Below are 16,291 nucleotides of genomic sequence, written 5' to 3' on the forward strand. Positions count from 1 at the left end.
GGGTTACTCCCCCTGGCCAGCAGCGGCAGCAGGAGCTGGAGCAGAACCGGCAGGCTTGGCGTTGTCGGCGTCCTTGACCTTGACTTCGATACCCGGCTTGATGAATTGCAGGCCTTCGGTGATCACGCGGTCACCGGCGTTCAGGCCTTTTTCCACCAGCCAGTAGGCGCCGGCCGTGCGGTTGGCCACCAGTTGACGCTGCTCGACCTTGTTGTCTTTGTTCACCACCATCGCGGTCGGGATACCTTTGATATCGCGGGTCACACCTTGTTGGGGTGCCAGGATGGCCTTGCTGTTGACGCCAGCTTGCAGTTGGGCGTGTACGAACATGCCCGGCAGCAGCGTGTGGTCAGGGTTGGGGAACACGGCGCGCAGGGTCACGGAACCGGTGGTCTGGTCAACCGACACTTCGGAGAATTCAAGCTTGCCGTCCTGGCCGTAGTCGCTGCCGTCTTCCAGGGTCAGCTTGACCTTGGCGGCGTTGGCGCCGGCTTTTTCCAGTTGGCCGCTTTCCAGGTCACGGCGCAGTTTCAGCATTTCGGCCGAAGACTGCGTGACGTCGACGTAGATCGGGTCCAGTTGCTGGATCACGGCCATGGCATCGGTCTGGCCATTGCTGACCAGCGCGCCTTCGGTCACCGAAGAGCGGCCGATACGCCCGGAGATCGGCGCGAATACTTTGGTGTAACGCACGTTGATCTGGGCCGTTTGAACGTTTGCTTCCGCAGTCATGCGGTTGGCGACGGCGGTGTCGTATTCCTGGCGGCTGACGGCTTGTTCATCGACCAACTGCTTGTAGCGGTCGGAGATGGACTTGGTCTGGGTCAGGCTGGCTTGTGCGCTTTTCAGGGTGGCGTCGTACACCGACGGGTCGATCTGGTAGAGCTGTTGCCCTTCCTTCACGTCGCCGCCTTCCTTGAACAGGCGCTTGAGAATGATGCCGTTGACCTGTGGGCGAACTTCCGCGATGCGGTAGGCGGTGGTGCGGCCTGGCAGCTCGGACGTCAGGGTATAGGCTTGCGGTTGAATGGTGACCACGCCGACCTGAGGGGTTTGAGCGGGCGGAGCCGCTTCTTCCTTTTTACATCCGCTGAGCAGCGATGCCAGGGCGACGGCAGTGACCAGAGCGGTAACAGCTGGCTTAAGTTGCATGAAGATCCTCGGGTCAGGCGCGCAGAGTGCGCACAAGAAGTGTGGAAGGGTAAAAAACAAGCACTGACTGGATAAGTAGCTTGCTACGCAATATACTTACGTTCATGGTTGTTTGTAAACTCTTGACAGGCTGCGCGGAATGTTGACAAAGCAACGCCCAAAGCCTCGATTTCATTACGTTCGGCACCCATGACGGTGTCGTCCCACAAATATTCGGATGATCGTTACCGACGGTTAATTCTGCGTTAACGATAGTCTCAAGTGTCCTGATTGAGGTTGTACTGCCATGGTTCGTCGCACCAAAGAGGAAGCTCAGGAAACGCGCAGCCAGATTCTTCAAGCCGCCGAGCAAGCCTTCTATGAGCGCGGCGTCGCGCGGACCACGCTGGCGGACATCGCCGCGCTGGCCGGTGTGACGCGGGGTGCCATCTACTGGCATTTCAGCAATAAATCCGATTTGCTCCAGGCGTTGCTCGACACGCTGCATGAGCCGCTGGACGAGTTGGCCAGGGCGAGTGAAAGCGAGGATGAACTCGACCCGCTGGGCTGCATGCGCAAGCTGTTGATTCATTTGTTTCATCAAGTGGCCCTGGACCCGAAAACCCGGCGCATCAACGAGATCTTGTTCCATAAGTGCGAATTCACCGATGAAATGTGCGATATGCGTCGCCAACGTCAGACCCATAGCCTGGAGTGCAACCTGCGCATCGGCCTGACCTTGCGTAACGCGGTCCATCGCGGGCAACTGCCGGAAAACCTCGATACCACCCGTGGCGCGGTGTGCATCCACGCCTACATCAACGGGCTGATCGGCCAGTGGCTGCTGGTTCCCGACAGCTTCCAACTGCATCAGGAAGCCGAACGCTGGGTGGATGCCGGGCTGGACATGCTGCGCTGGAGCCCCAGCCTGCGCAATTGAGACAAAATGCGTAATTGCATCAGGTTGTGTCAACAGTAAAGCCTAAGGACAGTCAATCGTCCTTCCGCCTGATCGGTGGGGTGACTTTATATACGGGCTGGCGCCGGGTTGATAGGTAGCCGCCTAAGTATTTTGTAGCGATTTTGTTGCAGGGCTGTGAAGGAATGTTACCCAGCATCCATGAAAAAGCCCCGGTTCCTTCGAACCGGGGCTTTTTCGTTTCAGCTTTTTACATCACAGCGCCAGCGTCGGATAGTCGATGTAACCCACTGGGCCTTTGCTATAGAAAGTATCTGGGCGGGCTTCATTCAATGGCGCATCAGCCTTCAAGCGCGCTGGCAAATCCGGGTTGGCAATGAACGGCACACCCCACGCCACGGCATCGGCTTTGCCTTCGGCCAGCCAGGCGTTGGCGCTGTCCTTGGTGAAGCGTTCGTTGGCGATGTACACGCCGCCGAAAGCCTTCTTGAGTTGTGGACCGAGGCTGTCGCCGGCTTCTTTCTCACGGGAGCAGATAAACGCGATGCCACGCTTGCCCAGTTCGCTGGCAACGTAGGTAAAGGTTTCCGCCAGGTTGTCATCGCCCATGTCATGGGAGTCGGCGCGCGGTGCGAGGTGCACACCCACGCGGCCAGCGCCCCAGACTTCGATGGCGGCGTCGGTCACTTCCAGCAGCAGGCGTGCACGATTTTCCAGGGAACCGCCGTACTGGTCGGTGCGCTTGTTGGTGCTGCTCTGCAGGAACTGGTCGAGCAGGTAACCGTTGGCGCCGTGGATTTCCACGCCGTCGAAGCCGGCGGCCTTTGCGTTCTCGGCACCGGTGCGGTAGGCATCGACGATGTCGGCGATTTCCGCGGTTTCCAGGGCACGTGGCGTTGGGTAGTCGGCCAATGGGCGCACCAGGCTGACGTGGCCTTTAGGCTGGATCGCGCTCGGGGCCACTGGGCTTTCGCCGTTCAGGTACGACTCATGGGAAATACGCCCCACGTGCCACAGTTGCAGGAAGATCTTGCCGCCCGCGCCATGAATCGCCTTGGTGACGTTGGCCCAGCCGCGCACCTGGTCATTGGACCAGATGCCCGGCGTGTCCGGGTAGCCCACGCCCAGCGGCGTCACGGAGGTGGCTTCGCTGAGGATCAGCCCGGCGGAGGCGCGTTGCACATAGTACTCGGCCATCAGTGCGTTGGGTACGCGACCGGCGTCGGCACGGCAGCGGGTCAGCGGCGCCATGATGATGCGGTTCGACAGTTCCAGGTCGCCCAGTTTGATTGGATCGAAAATAGTCGTCATGGGGAAAGCACCTTTGTCTTTGAAGTGGATCAGTGTCTTTGAAGTGGATCAGTTAGTCGCGGGGGCCAGGTCGGCATCGCCGGTCTGACGGAAAGTAATCAGGGTCACCAACAGCGCGAGGATCGCCAGGGCCGCTGCGGCCAAGGGCACGCTGGTCAGGCCGAAACCATGGGCAATCACACTGCCGCCCACCCACGCGCCGAGGGCGTTGCCGATGTTGAACGCGCCGATGTTCAGGGTGGACACCAGGTTCGGTGCGGCCTTGCCGAAGGTCACCACGTTGATCTGCAGCGCAGGCACGGCGGCGAACGACGCGGTGGCCCACAGGAACAGGGTGATTTCGGTGGGGATCACGGCGACGCTGGTCCAGGTCAGTGCCGTGGAGACCACCGCCATGCTGATGAATACGCCGATCAAAGTGGCCGCCAGGCGCTTGTCCGCCAGCTTGCCGCCGATGATGTTGCCCACAGTGAGGCCCAGGCCGATCAACAGCAGGGTCCAGGTCACGCCTTTGGGCGACACGCCGGTGACATCGCCCAGCAGCGGTGCGACGTAGGTGAAGAGGGTGAACATGGACGCGGCAAACAGCGCGGTCATGCTCAACGACAGCCAGATGCCGGCGCCCTTGAGGGCGGTCAGTTCGGCGCGCATATCGAGTTTCTCTTCATCACGCTTGGCCGGCAGGAAGCGGATCAGGCCGATCAACGCCACCACACCAATCACCGTCACCGCCCAGAAGGTCGAGCGCCAGCCGGCTTCCTGGCCCAGTGCCGTACCCAGCGGCACGCCGAGCACATTGGCCAGGGTCAGACCGGTGAACATCAAGGCCACGGCCGAAGCCCGTTTGTTGGCCGGCACCAGGTTGGCCGCTACCACTGAACCAATCCCGAAGAATGCACCGTGGCACAGCGCGGTGACCACACGGGCAAACATCAGCACGTTGTAGTCACTGGCCAGGGCGCAGAGCAGGTTGCCGATAATGAAGATGCCCATCAACGCTACCAGCGCCGCCTTGCGTGGCAATTTGGCGGTGGCCAATGCCATGAAGGGCGCGCCGATGGCCACGCCCAGGGCGTAACCGGTCACCAGCCAGCCGGCGCCGGGAATCGACACACCCAAGTCCGCCGCCACATCGGGCAACAAGCCCATGATGACGAACTCGGTGGTGCCGATGGCGAAGGCGCTGAGGGCCAGTATGAGTAGCGAGAGGGGCATTAGCGTTTCCTTGTTACAACGCGGCGCTGTCGTGCGCGCTGAGTTCGGTGGTGAGCGCCGCGAGGAAGGCTTGGATGGTGTCCTCGTTGCGTTTGAAAAAGTGCCACTGGCCGGCCTTCTGGCTGCTGATCAACCCGGCGCGTTGCAGGGTGGCCAGGTGGGCCGACACGGTCGACTGGGACAAGCCGCAGCGCTGGTCGATCTGCCCGGCGCAGATGCCGTATTCGTGGTTGTGCAGTTGTTCGGGGAATTGCACTTTCGGGTCTTTCAGCCAGGTGAGGATGTCTCGTCGTACTGGGTGCGCCAGGGCTTTTATTATTTCGTCGAGGTCGATGGACATGGCAGGTGCTCGGTGTCTTGCAGCGTTATATCGCGATGAGGCGAACTTTATATCGGTCTATCCCGATAGACCAATATGATTTTGGTCTGAGCCTAGGCTCAATCGGTATATCGGGTTATAACGATACGTTGAGGGCAGTGGTAGACTGCGCACCATGAATTATCTCGCACATCTGCACCTGGGCGGCCAACTTCCTGCGCAACTGCTGGGCAGCCTCTATGGCGATTTCGTCAAAGGTCGCCTGCAGGGCCAGTTCAGCCCGCAAATCGAGTCGGCGATCCAGCTGCATCGTTCCATCGACCGCTTCACCGACAGCCACCCGCTGGTGGGGGAGGCGTTGTCACGCTTCAGCCTGACCCGCAGGCGTTATGCCGGGATCGTCCTCGATGTGTTTTTCGACCACTGCCTGGCGCGGGACTGGGCCTTGTATGCCGACCAGCCCTTGGAGCGTTTTACGTCGCAGGTGTACCGCGTGCTGGCGGCCGAGCCGCAGTTGCCGGGGCGGCTGGCGCAGATTGCGCCGTATATGGCGGCGGATGATTGGTTGGGCTCGTACCGCGAGTTTGCGGTGATGGAGCAGGTGTTGCGGGGGATTTCCCGGCGCCTGACACAGCCCGAGGAACTGAGCCATGCCATGCGGGAGCTGCGGGAGCTGTATGAGCCGTTGAGCGAAGACTTCAGCGTTTTCTACCCGCTGTTGCAAGACTTCTGTAGGAGCGAGCTTGCTCGCGAAGATCGTCAACGATAACGCAGCGCTGTCAGCCAGCCCGTGGCGCCTATTCGTTTTTCGCGAGCAAGCTCGCTCCTACAGTGAATTGGGTTCAGGCGGCAATCAGCGCGCCGCGCGGTTCGGCTGGCTGCACCACCTCACCAAACAACGCCTTCTGCACCGCCTGCTGCGCCTGATACGCCAGCGCCGCACGCTCCTGCCCGGTGCAGGCAATCGGCGTGAGCACATGGATTTCCACATCGCCCTGGTCGTTGGCAAACAAGCGCATCAGGTGCGAGAGCAAATCATCGTCGCCAATAAAAGGCGCCAGCGGGTCGACTTGGCCGTCACGCAGATAACGGATCGCCACCGGTTGCAGCGACACATCCGCATCGATCGCACTGGCCAGCAAGCGCCCGTGGAAGGTGCGCAGGCTGCGCCCGTCGGTGGTGGTGCCTTCCGGGAACATCAGCAACGGATGCTCTTGCTCCAAGTGGCGCGTCATCTGCTTGCGGATCAACTGGCTGTCGCCCGAACCCCGGCGGATAAACAAGCTGCCAGCCTTGGCCGCCAACCAACCTGCCACCGGCCAGGTGCGCACTTCGGCCTTGGACAGGAATGACATCGGCGCCACGGCGCCCAGCAGCGGAATATCGGTCCAGGACACGTGATTGCTCACCCACAGCATCGGCTGCGTCGGCAACTCACCGTGCACCGTCACGCGAAAGGGCAGGGCGTTGGTCAGTCGCGCCATGAAAAACCGCGACCAACGCTGGCGCCGCACCATCGAATTGGCGATGCCCATGCGCTCGAATACCCCAAACACACTGGCCATGCTCAAGCCCAGCGCCACCACCACCAGCACGCGGGCAATGCGCCCGTAAACTCGCAGGCGGCTCATCACATTGCAGCCTTGAAGTGGCGCGCGTAACGCGGGCACAGCTCATCGCGCTTGAGCAGGATGAACACGTCGGCCACCTGGAAATCCTCATCCCAGCACGGCTCGCCGCAGATCTTCGCACCCAGGCGCATGTACGCCTTGAGCAATGGCGGCATCTCGGCGATCACGTTGGACGGCAGGTCCAGCGCCGGCAGTGGTTTTTTCGGTTCGGCACGCAGGTGTTCATTGCACAGGTAGCGTTCACGCAGGCGCTGCATGATTGCGTGGGCCTGGATGCCGCCATCGTGCATCGGGATGCTCGCGCAACCCATCAGGTAGCTGTAGCCACCCTGGTTGAGCACTTCGGCCAATTCGCCCCACAACACGGCAATGGTGCCGCCGTTGCGGTAGGCCGGGTCGACGCAGGTGCGGCCGATTTCCAGGATCGGGCCTTGCAGATGGAGCAAGCCATGCAGGCTGAATTCTTCTTCACTGTAGAACCGACCCAGGGTGCTGGCAGCCTGGTGGTCCAGCAAACGGGTGGTGGCCACCAGTCGACCGCTGTTCAAGTCCCGCACGCCGATGTGGCTGCAGTGAACATCATAGTCATCCATGTCCAGGCCCAGTTCCGCGCCTTTCAGCTTGGCGTTGAACTCGCCGCTGAACACGTTGAACCGCAGGGCCTGGGCTTCCTGCAACGCCTGCGCGCCAACCAGGCGTTCGGCTTGCAGACGGCGTTCATTGCCGGTGTCGCTGATGCGGGCGATCTGAGTCATGGCGAGTCTCCGAGTGCCGGCCACGATTTCGGCCGGTCGACTTTGTTGTCCAAACTCAGGCTATGTAGGCTCGGTGTCATCTCCATGAAGTTATGGTGACGCTTGGATGACAGCCCCCGCTGTCGCAAATCTGTCATCACCCTCGGCTAGGCTCGCGGGCTTGAATGCCCCCTTGAGTCTGCGTCCATGGTCAGAGGCCTGTTGTACGTTGCCCTGCTGTTCGTCACCGTTACCGCCCACGCCGAAACATGGCCCGATAAAGACTGGGCCAAGGGCACACCGCTATCGGGTCCCGCTGTTGATGCCCTGGAGGCCTACGCCTTCCCGGCGCGGGACGACGCCACTCGCCAAGGCATCCGCACCGATGCGTTGCTGGTGATTCGCGATGGCGAGGTCATCTACGAACGCTACGCCGCACCCACCACCGCCAGCACCCCGCACCTCACCTGGTCGGTCAGCAAAAGCCTGATGGCGACCGTACTGGGCGTGGCCTACGGCGATAACCGCTTCAAACTCGCTGACCCCGCCGCGCGCTTTTACCCGCCGATGAAACAGCACCCGGCCGTGACCATGGCCGACTTGCTGCACTGGGCCTCGGGCCTCGACTGGCAGGAAGATTACGAATACGCGCCGCTGAAATCCTCGGTGGTGGCGATGCTCTACACCCGAGGCCGCGGCGACATGGCCGACTTTGCCGCCGACACCGAGGCCGCCACTGCACCGGGCCAGGTGTTCCGTTATTCCAGCGGCGACACCAATATCTTGTCCGCCACCCTTAAAGGCATGCTCGGGCACAAGGCTTATATGAGTTACCCGTGGGATGCGCTGTTCAAGCCCTTGGGCATTCGCAATGCCACTTGGGAGACCGACGCCGATGAAACCTTCGTCGCCTCGTCCTATGCCTACCTCACCGCTCGCGACTTGGCGCGTGTCGGTTTGCTGATGGCGCGGGACGGTCGCTGGGGCGATCAACAACTGTTGCCCAAAGACTGGGTTGCCTTTAACCGCCAGCCCTTCGATAAATACAAACCCGGCCAGGACGAAGCCGTCCCCGGTGGTCATTGGTGGCTCAATAAAGGCGCGTCAAGACCCTGGCCCGATGCTCCCGCCGACACCTTCGCCGCCCTCGGTCATTGGGGGCAGGCGTTGTACGTGATGCCCGACGAACACTTGGTCATCGTGCGTTATGGCGATGATCGCGACGGCAGCTATCGCCATAACGAACTGCTCAAGCGCGTACTCGCGGCGGTGCAACCATGATCCGCCGTCGGCCGGTTACCAGTCTGTTTCTGCTGTTGTTGCTCGCCTTGCTGGGTTGGCTCTGGCACGAACGCGTCAACCTGCAAGCCTTCCCCGACATCATCGCGGCCTACACTGCCAAGGAGTACTGCTCATGCCGGTACGTGGCGAACAACCCGGCCGAATATTGCCGGGGGTATGTGAAGCAGTACGTGCCGACGAGCGCGTTCAGCGATAACCCGGAGCGCAGTGAAGTGACGGCGAGCGGGTTGGGGCGTACGCATGTGGCGCGGTGGTTGGGGGAGCGGCAGGGGTGTCGCCTGCTGCCGTAGGATTTACCTTTGCACGTTTCAAGCGCAACGTGCAGCGTCCTGATTTTGATGCCGCGCGCATGTAGTAATCTTGCAGGTGGCCGATGACATGGGTTGCGGCCCTTCAGAGGCAGAGCGGATGTTTCTGGCTCTAGCGCGTGTGGCTCAACATTACTTCAGGATGATAAGAATGCGAATGCGAATGGGCATGGAGAAAAGCCATTTTTTTGAGGGTTTGATGATTGGATTGTTTTTGTTTTTTTTGAGCGCTTATAGTTTCCGGTCAAACGATAACGCTGCTATTTATATTTCTATCTGCGGGGCTAATGCACTTTTGTTTCCGTTCTCAAGGCGCGCAGTAGAAAACATTGTCTTCAGTGTTACCGGGAAACGCTTTTGGGGGTCGGATCCATTAAAGACGGCTGCATCCAATGGTGGGCACACACTGTTATGGCTGTTCTATTTTGTCTTCGCCGTTCCCCTTGGTGGGTTCTATTTGATGTGGTTTTACAGAAAAAAGTAATGCCCTCTAGCACGCTTCCTTACACAAGATTCGAACCAGTTATTCATGATTTTTGGCCGCCTGGTTTTTGGCGGCACTTCCCCCTCCAACGCAAGCAAGCTTGCTCACCACAGAGAGAGGCAAGCTTCAGGAAAACCATGTAATGCGGCAAGGTTCCACAGAGTGGAACCACCTTTGATTGTCCTCCTGCCCACATCGCGGTTAGCTGGCGATGTGCAGCAAACAAGAACGGGAACACCCGCCTGTGAGGAGAATCACCATGCGCCCACACCAGCACATCTTGGATTGGCTCAGCGACGTTACCGGCGATTTGCACGCCGTGCGCCAGGACATTCACGCCCATCCTGAACTGGGCTTTGAAGAAAACCGCACCAGTGCCCTCGTCGCCAAATCCCTGAAAGACTGGGGCTATGAGGTGCACACCGGCATCGGCAAGACCGGCGTGGTGGGCGTGCTGCGCAATGGCAGCAGTTCGCGCACCCTGGGCATCCGTGCCGACATGGACGCCTTGCCCATCATCGAAAACACCGGCGCGTCCTACACCAGCCAACACGCCGGTTGCATGCACGCCTGTGGGCATGACGGCCACACCACGATGTTGCTCGGCGCCGCGCGCTACCTGGCGGCCACGCGGCAAATTGATGGCACTTTGAACCTGATCTTCCAACCCGCCGAAGAGGGCCAGGGCGGCGCCGAAGCCATGCTGGCTGACGGTTTGCTGGAGCGTTTCCCCTGCGATGGCTTGTTTGGCATGCACAACATGCCGGGGCTGCCGGCGGGGCATCTGGGGTTGCGCGTTGGGCCAATGATGGCTTCGCAAGACTTGCTCACCGTGACCCTTGAAGGCGTTGGTGGTCACGGTTCCATGCCGCATCTGACGGTGGACCCGTTGGTGGCGGCGGCGAGCATGGTCATGGCGTTGCAGACAGTGGTGGCGCGCAATATCGACACCCAGGAAGCTGCCGTGGTCACCGTCGGTGCCCTGCAAGCGGGCCAGGCCGCCAACGTGATTCCCCAGCAGGCGCTGTTGCGTCTGAGCCTGCGCGCGCTCAATCCCAAGGTGCGTGAGCAGATGCTGGAGCGGGTGTTCGCCATTATCCACACCCAGGCCGCCAGCTTTGGCTGCACGGTGCAGATCGAACACCGCCCGGCCTATCCGGTGCTGGTCAATCACGCCGAAGAAACCGAATTCGCCCGCCAGGTCGGCGTCGCCTTGCTCGGCGCCGACGCGGTGGACGGCAACACCCGTACGCTGATGGGCAGCGAAGACTTCGCCTGGATGCTGCAACGCTGCCCCGGCAGCTACCTGTTCATCGGCAACGGCGTGTCGCGGCCGATGGTGCATAACCCCGCCTATGACTTCAACGACGACATCCTGCTGACTGGCGCCGCCTATTGGGGCGCGCTGGCCGAGAGCTGGCTCAAGCCTGCCTGACGACCTTCTTTTTCTGCCGCTGGACCCTTTCCCTCGATCGGTTGAATGGAGTGTTCCTCATGCAGACTGCAAAACCAGGTGTGTCCCGCACCCGCCAAGTGGTGGCGGCCGTGATCGGCAATGCGCTGGAATGGTATGACTTCATTGTCTACGGCTTTCTGGCGAGCATCATTGCCCGACAGTTTTTTCCTTCGGATGACGAGTACGCCTCGCTGTTGATGGCCTTGGCCACTTTCGGCGTGGGCTTTTTCATGCGGCCGGTGGGCGGCATCCTGCTGGGGATGTATTCCGACCGCAAAGGCCGCAAGGCCGCGATGCAGTTGATTATCCGGCTGATGACCGTGTCCATCGCGTTGATCGCCTTTGCGCCCAACTACGCCGCCATCGGCATGGGCGCGCCGTTGTTGATCGTGGTGGCGCGCATGCTTCAAGGGTTTGCCACCGGCGGTGAATACGCGAGTGCTACAGCGTTCCTGGTGGAAAGCGCGCCAGCCCATCGCAAGGGCTTATATGGCTCTTGGCAGTTGGTGGGGCAGTGCCTGGCGGTGTTTGGTGGCGCGGCGATGGTGGCTGCGGTCACGCACTTCTTTTCGCCGGACACCCTCGACCTGTGGGGCTGGCGTCTGCCGTTCGTGTTCGGTTTGCTGATTGGCCCGGTGGGCCTGTGGATTCGTCGGCACATGGAAGACCCGGAAGAATTCATCGAGGCACGCAAACAGGCGACCGGCCCGGCGCCGAGCCTGATGCAGGTGGTGCGCGAGCATCGGCGCAGCATCCTCGTCTCCATGGGCCTGGCCTGTGGCGCGACGGTGTCGTTCTATGTGGTGCTGGTGAACATGCCGACCTTCGCCCACAAAAGCCTTGGTCTGCCGCTGGACCAGGTGTTGATGGTGCAGATGTTCGCGGTGGCGCTGATGACCGTGGTGATTCCGCTGTCTGGTTTGCTGTCGGACCGCCTGGGACGGCGGCCGGTGTTGATGGCGTTCACCCTGGCGTTTTTTGTGATGGTCTATCCGCTGTATGTTTGGGTCGCCGCCGCGCCGTCCATCGAGCGTCTACTGGTGATGCAAGTGATGCTGTGCACCGCCATCGGTGGGTTCTTCGGCCCGGCGCCGACCGCACTGGCCGAGCAGTTTCCCATCGAAGTTCGCTCGACCGGTGTATCGGTCGCCTATAACGTGGCGGTCATGGTGTTCGGCGGTTTTGCGCCGCTGATCGTCACTTGGCTGACCAAAGTGCTGGGCACGCCCGTCGCGCCCTCCTTTTATGTGTTGTTCGCTTGCGTGCTGACGCTGCTGGGCACCTACAGCATGCATGAGGCACCGCGGGCACAGAAACCGCTACCGTTTTCCAAAGAGGTGAAGCCTTGAGTATTGTTGATTGGGATGCCACCGAACTGTCGCGGGCGATCCACGCGCGGCAGGTGTCGTGCGAAGAGGTGATGCAGGCGTATCTGGCGCAGATCCAGCGCTTCAATCCGAGCGTGAATGCGCTGGTGTCGCTGCGCGACGCTGATGACGTGTTGGCCGAGGCGCGGGTACGTGATCGCGAGTTGGACCAAGGCCAGTCGCGCGGCTGGATGCACGGTATGCCCCAGGCGATCAAGGACCTCGCTGCTACCCGAGGCTTGCGCACCACCTTGGGCTCTCCGCTGTTCGCCGAGCACGTGCCCAGCGAAGACGCCATCAGCGTGGCGCGCGTGCGGGGCAGTGGCGCGATCATCATCGGCAAGAGCAACGTGCCGGAGTTCGGCCTCGGTTCGCAGACCTACAACACGCTGTTCGGCACCACCGGCAATGCTTACGACTCCAGCCTCGTCGCGGGCGGCAGCAGCGGCGGGGCGGCGGTGGCCCTGGCACTGCGCATGCTGCCGGTGGCTGACGGCAGCGACATGATGGGTTCGCTGCGCAACCCGGCGGCGTTCAACAACGTGTTTGGCTTGCGCCCGTCCCAAGGCCGAGTGCCTTACGGACCGACCCCGGAACTGTTCGTGCAGCAACTGGGCACCGAAGGCCCGATGGGCCGCAGCGTGACGGATGTGGCGCGGCTGTTGAGCATCCAGGCGGGTTACGACCCGCGAGTGCCGTTGTCGTCCAAGGAGGACCCGGCGATGTTCGGCCAGCCCTTGCAGCGTGACTTCAAGGGGGCGCGCCTGGGCTGGCTGGGGGATTACAACGGCTATCTACCGATGGACGACGGCGTGCTGAGCCTGTGCGAATCGGCCCTCGGCGATTTCACTGCATTGGGCTGCACGGTGGAAAGCTGCCAGCCGGACTTTTCCATGGCGCGGCTGTGGCGCAGTTGGCTGGTGCATCGCCACTGGCTGGTGCACGGCAACCTCGGTGCGGCCTACGCCAACCCGCAGAAACGCGCACTGCTCAAGCCCGAAGCGCAATGGGAAGTGGAGGGTGGCCTGGGGTTGACGGCCCAGCAGGTGTACCAGGCATCGCTGGATCGCAGCGAGTGGTATCGCGCCCTCGCCAAGCTGTTCGAACGTTACGATTTTCTGCTTCTGCCCACCGCCCAAGTGTTCCCTTTCGATGCACAGCAGCCCTGGCCGCGCCTCGTTGGCGGGCGTGAAATGGACACCTACCACCGCTGGATGGAAGGGGTCATCGGCCCGACCCTGGCCGGGCTGCCGAGCATGAGCGTGCCGGTGGGCTTTAACCCCCAGGGCCTGCCCATGGGCGTGCAGATCATCGGCCCGGCCCAGGCGGATCGGGCGGTGCTGCAATTGGCCTATGCTCATGAACAGCTGACGCAATGGGTGCAGCGTCGGCCGCCGACGTGCCTGGCATCGACGGGGTGAGCGGCGACCGGGCCTGTATCTTGCTGTGAACAATGATCATCCACCGGCAACAGGGAGATCGAACATGGAGACAGGCACCGTACGCTCGGTCGAGCGCGCACTGGCAATCGTCGAGTTGCTGGGCGCGCACCAGGCCCTGGGGCTGGAGGAGTTGCACTACCTCACACGCCTGCCCAAGGCCACGGTGTCGCGCATGTTGCTGACGTTGCAGGAGCAGGGCTGGGTCTATCGCGGCTTGAGCGATCGTCGTTACCGCCTGCGCGCTCAACGTCTGTTCGGCGACACCCAGCAACGCTTCAAACGCCAAGTCGTGGAAAGCGCGGCGCCGTGGTTGCTGGAGCTCAGCGAACGCACCGGGCTGGTGGTGGATTTGTCCTGCTTTGATGGCGAGCGCCTGGAAGTCATGGAGAGCGCGATCCCCAGCGTGTTGCGCAAGCTTTATCCGAACAATTGCCAGATCGTCGGCCAGCACGCCAGCCTGTTTCATTCCGCGATGGGCAAGGCCTGCCTCACCCAATTGCCGGCCGAAGAGGTGCAACGGTTGGCGGGTCGCGACCATGTGGCGGCGGACGAGCAATACCAGGCCTGCGAGCAAACCCAGCACCAGGGCTTCGGCCAGCGCACCGAGGGTTATTGGGAGTATCCGGTGCGTTTGCCGTTTCTGATTCGCGCCGTCGCCCTGCCGGTGCGCGTCAATGGTCGTCTGGTTGGGAGCATGGCGCTGCATTGGCCGATGCATCAGGCGCCAGTGGAGCGGGTGTTGAACCTGCACATGGCCAGCCTGGAAGAGACGGTGCGCGAAGTGCAGCGCGCATTGGCGTAACCCTCGCGATCCGGTTAAGGTTCGTTCAGGTTTTTCGCCCCACGAGTCTTCAATGTTCAACGCTTCTGTGATCAAACCCCTGGCCTTCGCCCTGTTGGCCGCCGCTGCCGTGCCTGCCCATGCCGACTGGTATCTGGATAACGAATCGTCGCGTCTGTCGTTCGTCACCACCAAGAACACCGAAATCGCCGAAGTGCAGCGCTTCCTGGTGTTGCACGGCAAGGTCGACAGCCAGGGCGCGGCGCAACTGGAGGTGGAGCTGGAGTCCGTCAACAGCGGCATCCCGCTGCGTGACGAGCGCATGCGCAACCAGTTGTTCGAGATCAAGACCTTTCCCGATGCGCTGATCAACGCGCAGATCAACCTGCAGCCGATCAATGATTTGGCTCCCGGCGCACAATTGGAGTTGCGCCTGCCATTGTCCGTGACCCTGCACGGCAAAACCCAAACCTACAGCGCCGAGTTGTTGGCCACGCGGTTGGACGACCGACGCTTCCAGGTAGTGACTCTGGAACCGCTGGTGATGCATGCCGAGGACTTTGACCTGGCGCCGGGTGTGGCGGCGTTGCGCAAAGCGGCGGGGCTCAAGTCGATCAGTCTGTCAGTGCCGGTGGGTGCGGTGCTGATCTTCACGGCGCGCTGATATGAGCGGCGCGGTGTTCCCCTGGCGCAGCGCCAACCGTTTCGAATTGCTGATCGACGGGCCGAATTTCTTCCCGCAGATGCTGGTGGGCATTGCTCGCGCCGAGCGGCAAGTCGAGCTGGAGTTGTACCTGGTGGAAGCCGGCGCCTGCGCCGAAGCCATGGTGCAGGCGCTGGTGCTCGCCGCCGAACGCGGCGTGCAGGTGCGCTGCCTGTTCGATGATTACGGCAGCCTGGCGTTTACCCTCGGGCTGCGCAAACGCCTGACCGACGCTGGTGTGCAACTGCGTTTCTACAATCGCCTGAGCTGGCGCCGCTGGATGCGTAACCTGTACCGCGACCATCGCAAACTGTTGTTAATCGACCAGAATGTCGCCTTCGTCGGCGGCACCGGCGTGACCGATGAATTCTGGACGCCGGGCAATGACAGTGCCGACTGGCATGAAGTCATGGTGCAGATCAGCGGCCCGTTGGTGCAGGATTGGCAGGCACTGTTTGACCGCCAATGGCACGCCAACAACGCGCGCCGCGCATGGAAACCTGCCACCCACTTCGGTTTACCGCGTTTGCCCAGGATGCCCGCCACCGGGCCGGGGCTTGGCCGTGTCGCCTATGCCGACGCCCGTCAACACCGCGATATCCTGCAATCGCTGATCCGTGCCCTGAACAGCGGCCAGCAACGTATTTGGTTAGCCACGCCGTATTTCCTGCCGACCTGGGGCGTACGCCGTGCCTTGCGCCGTGCAGCGGGGCGCGGGGTGGATGTGCGCTTGCTGCTCACCGGCCCGCGCACCGATCACCCGTCCGTGCGTTACGCCGGGCACCGTTATTACCCGCGCTTGCTGCGCGCGGGTGTGCAGATCTTTGAATACCAGCCGTGCTTCCTGCACCTGAAAATGGTGCTGGTGGATGACTGGGTAAGTATTGGGTCGTGTAATTTCGACCACTGGAATTTGCGCTTCAACCTGGAAGCCAACCTGGAAGCGCTGGACCCTGAATTGACGCGGGCGGTGGTGGGCAGTTTCGAGCGGGATTTCGAGAAGAGCCAGGCAGTGAGCCTGGAGGCGTGGAAGTCGCGGCCGTTGTGGCGGCGGGTGAAGCAGCGGGTGTGGGGGTGGATTGATCGGTTGGTGGTGAATTTGCTGGATAGACGCGGCTAGTCAAGTCAACTCGATCTAAATGTGGGAGCAGGCTTGCTCGCGAAGGCGCAGTGTCAGCCACTGAATAG

Annotated in this window: 16 protein-coding genes; 10 read left to right on the forward strand and 6 right to left on the reverse strand. The window is 61.6% G+C overall.

Annotated features, from left to right (window positions below; all coding sequences use genetic code 11):
• Positions 1 to 3: 3 nt before the first annotated feature.
• The gene (locus U367_RS0126535) at positions 4 to 1,152 is read right to left on the reverse strand and encodes an efflux RND transporter periplasmic adaptor subunit (RefSeq protein ID WP_028619280.1); all 1,149 of its coding nucleotides are present in this window, start codon (positions 1,150 to 1,152) and stop codon (positions 4 to 6) included.
• Positions 1,153 to 1,438: 286 nt separating this feature from the next.
• Between U367_RS0126535 and U367_RS0126540 the strand changes: the two genes are divergently transcribed.
• The gene (locus tag U367_RS0126540; RefSeq protein WP_010212311.1) at positions 1,439 to 2,071 is read left to right on the forward strand and encodes a TetR family transcriptional regulator; all 633 of its coding nucleotides are present in this window, start codon (positions 1,439 to 1,441) and stop codon (positions 2,069 to 2,071) included.
• A 234-nt stretch (positions 2,072 to 2,305) separates the two neighbouring features.
• On the opposite strand, the gene U367_RS0126545 is transcribed toward U367_RS0126540, so the two are convergent.
• From U367_RS0126545 to U367_RS0126555, 3 genes are read right to left on the reverse strand one after another with little or no spacing between them, the layout of a single operon-like run.
• Complete coding sequence (locus U367_RS0126545; protein ID WP_028619281.1) at positions 2,306 to 3,361, reverse strand: alkene reductase; 1,056 nt, start codon at positions 3,359 to 3,361, stop codon at positions 2,306 to 2,308.
• A gap of 48 nt (positions 3,362 to 3,409) precedes the next feature.
• Positions 3,410 to 4,576 carry an MFS transporter gene (locus tag U367_RS0126550; protein ID WP_028619282.1) on the reverse strand — a complete coding sequence of 389 codons (1,167 nt, stop codon included), beginning with the start codon at positions 4,574 to 4,576 and terminating at the stop codon, positions 3,410 to 3,412.
• A 13-nt stretch (positions 4,577 to 4,589) separates the two neighbouring features.
• Complete coding sequence (locus U367_RS0126555; protein ID WP_016975101.1) at positions 4,590 to 4,916, reverse strand: ArsR/SmtB family transcription factor; 327 nt, start codon at positions 4,914 to 4,916, stop codon at positions 4,590 to 4,592.
• A gap of 154 nt (positions 4,917 to 5,070) precedes the next feature.
• Between U367_RS0126555 and U367_RS0126560 the strand changes: the two genes are divergently transcribed.
• A complete protein-coding gene (locus tag U367_RS0126560) occupies positions 5,071 to 5,664 on the forward strand; it encodes an acyl carrier protein phosphodiesterase (RefSeq protein WP_028619283.1) in 594 nt (197 codons plus the stop codon).
• 73 nt (positions 5,665 to 5,737) lie between these two features.
• Here the strand turns inward: U367_RS0126560 and U367_RS0126565 are convergent, their stop codons facing one another.
• The gene (locus U367_RS0126565) at positions 5,738 to 6,526 is read right to left on the reverse strand and encodes a lysophospholipid acyltransferase family protein (protein ID WP_028619284.1); all 789 of its coding nucleotides are present in this window, start codon (positions 6,524 to 6,526) and stop codon (positions 5,738 to 5,740) included.
• Positions 6,526 to 7,281 (reverse strand): L-ornithine N(alpha)-acyltransferase, encoded by a 756-nt coding sequence (olsB, locus tag U367_RS0126570; protein WP_003172415.1) that lies wholly within the window; start codon positions 7,279 to 7,281, stop codon positions 6,526 to 6,528. Before olsB ends, U367_RS0126565 begins: the two co-directional genes overlap by 1 nt.
• Before the next feature lie 186 nt (positions 7,282 to 7,467).
• Between olsB and U367_RS0126575 the strand changes: the two genes are divergently transcribed.
• The 8 genes from U367_RS0126575 to U367_RS0126615 all read left to right on the forward strand — a co-directional run bounded on the left by U367_RS0126575 (position 7,468) and on the right by U367_RS0126615 (position 16,223).
• Positions 7,468 to 8,541 (forward strand): serine hydrolase domain-containing protein, encoded by a 1,074-nt coding sequence (locus tag U367_RS0126575; RefSeq protein WP_028619285.1) that lies wholly within the window; start codon positions 7,468 to 7,470, stop codon positions 8,539 to 8,541.
• Positions 8,538 to 8,852, forward strand: a complete 315-nt coding sequence (locus U367_RS0126580) for a hypothetical protein (RefSeq protein WP_028619286.1) — start codon at positions 8,538 to 8,540, stop codon at positions 8,850 to 8,852. Before U367_RS0126575 ends, U367_RS0126580 begins: the two co-directional genes overlap by 4 nt.
• A gap of 761 nt (positions 8,853 to 9,613) precedes the next feature.
• Complete coding sequence (locus tag U367_RS0126590) at positions 9,614 to 10,789, forward strand: M20 aminoacylase family protein (RefSeq protein ID WP_028619288.1); 1,176 nt, start codon at positions 9,614 to 9,616, stop codon at positions 10,787 to 10,789.
• A 59-nt stretch (positions 10,790 to 10,848) separates the two neighbouring features.
• Positions 10,849 to 12,159, forward strand: a complete 1,311-nt coding sequence (locus U367_RS0126595) for a citrate-proton symporter (protein ID WP_028619289.1) — start codon at positions 10,849 to 10,851, stop codon at positions 12,157 to 12,159.
• The gene (locus tag U367_RS0126600; RefSeq protein WP_028619290.1) at positions 12,156 to 13,598 is read left to right on the forward strand and encodes an amidase; all 1,443 of its coding nucleotides are present in this window, start codon (positions 12,156 to 12,158) and stop codon (positions 13,596 to 13,598) included. The genes U367_RS0126595 and U367_RS0126600 overlap by 4 nt, the downstream gene beginning before the upstream one ends.
• Before the next feature lie 64 nt (positions 13,599 to 13,662).
• Complete coding sequence (locus U367_RS0126605; protein WP_028619291.1) at positions 13,663 to 14,421, forward strand: IclR family transcriptional regulator; 759 nt, start codon at positions 13,663 to 13,665, stop codon at positions 14,419 to 14,421.
• 52 nt (positions 14,422 to 14,473) lie between these two features.
• A complete protein-coding gene (locus tag U367_RS0126610; protein ID WP_028619292.1) occupies positions 14,474 to 15,064 on the forward strand; it encodes a YceI family protein in 591 nt (196 codons plus the stop codon).
• Between the two features lies 1 nt (position 15,065).
• Positions 15,066 to 16,223 carry a phospholipase D-like domain-containing protein gene (locus U367_RS0126615; protein ID WP_028619293.1) on the forward strand — a complete coding sequence of 386 codons (1,158 nt, stop codon included), beginning with the start codon at positions 15,066 to 15,068 and terminating at the stop codon, positions 16,221 to 16,223.
• Positions 16,224 to 16,291: the final 68 nt, after the last annotated feature.

The organism is Pseudomonas canadensis (genome assembly GCF_000503215.1).
GTDB classification, from domain to species: Bacteria; Pseudomonadota; Gammaproteobacteria; order Pseudomonadales; family Pseudomonadaceae; genus Aquipseudomonas; species Aquipseudomonas canadensis.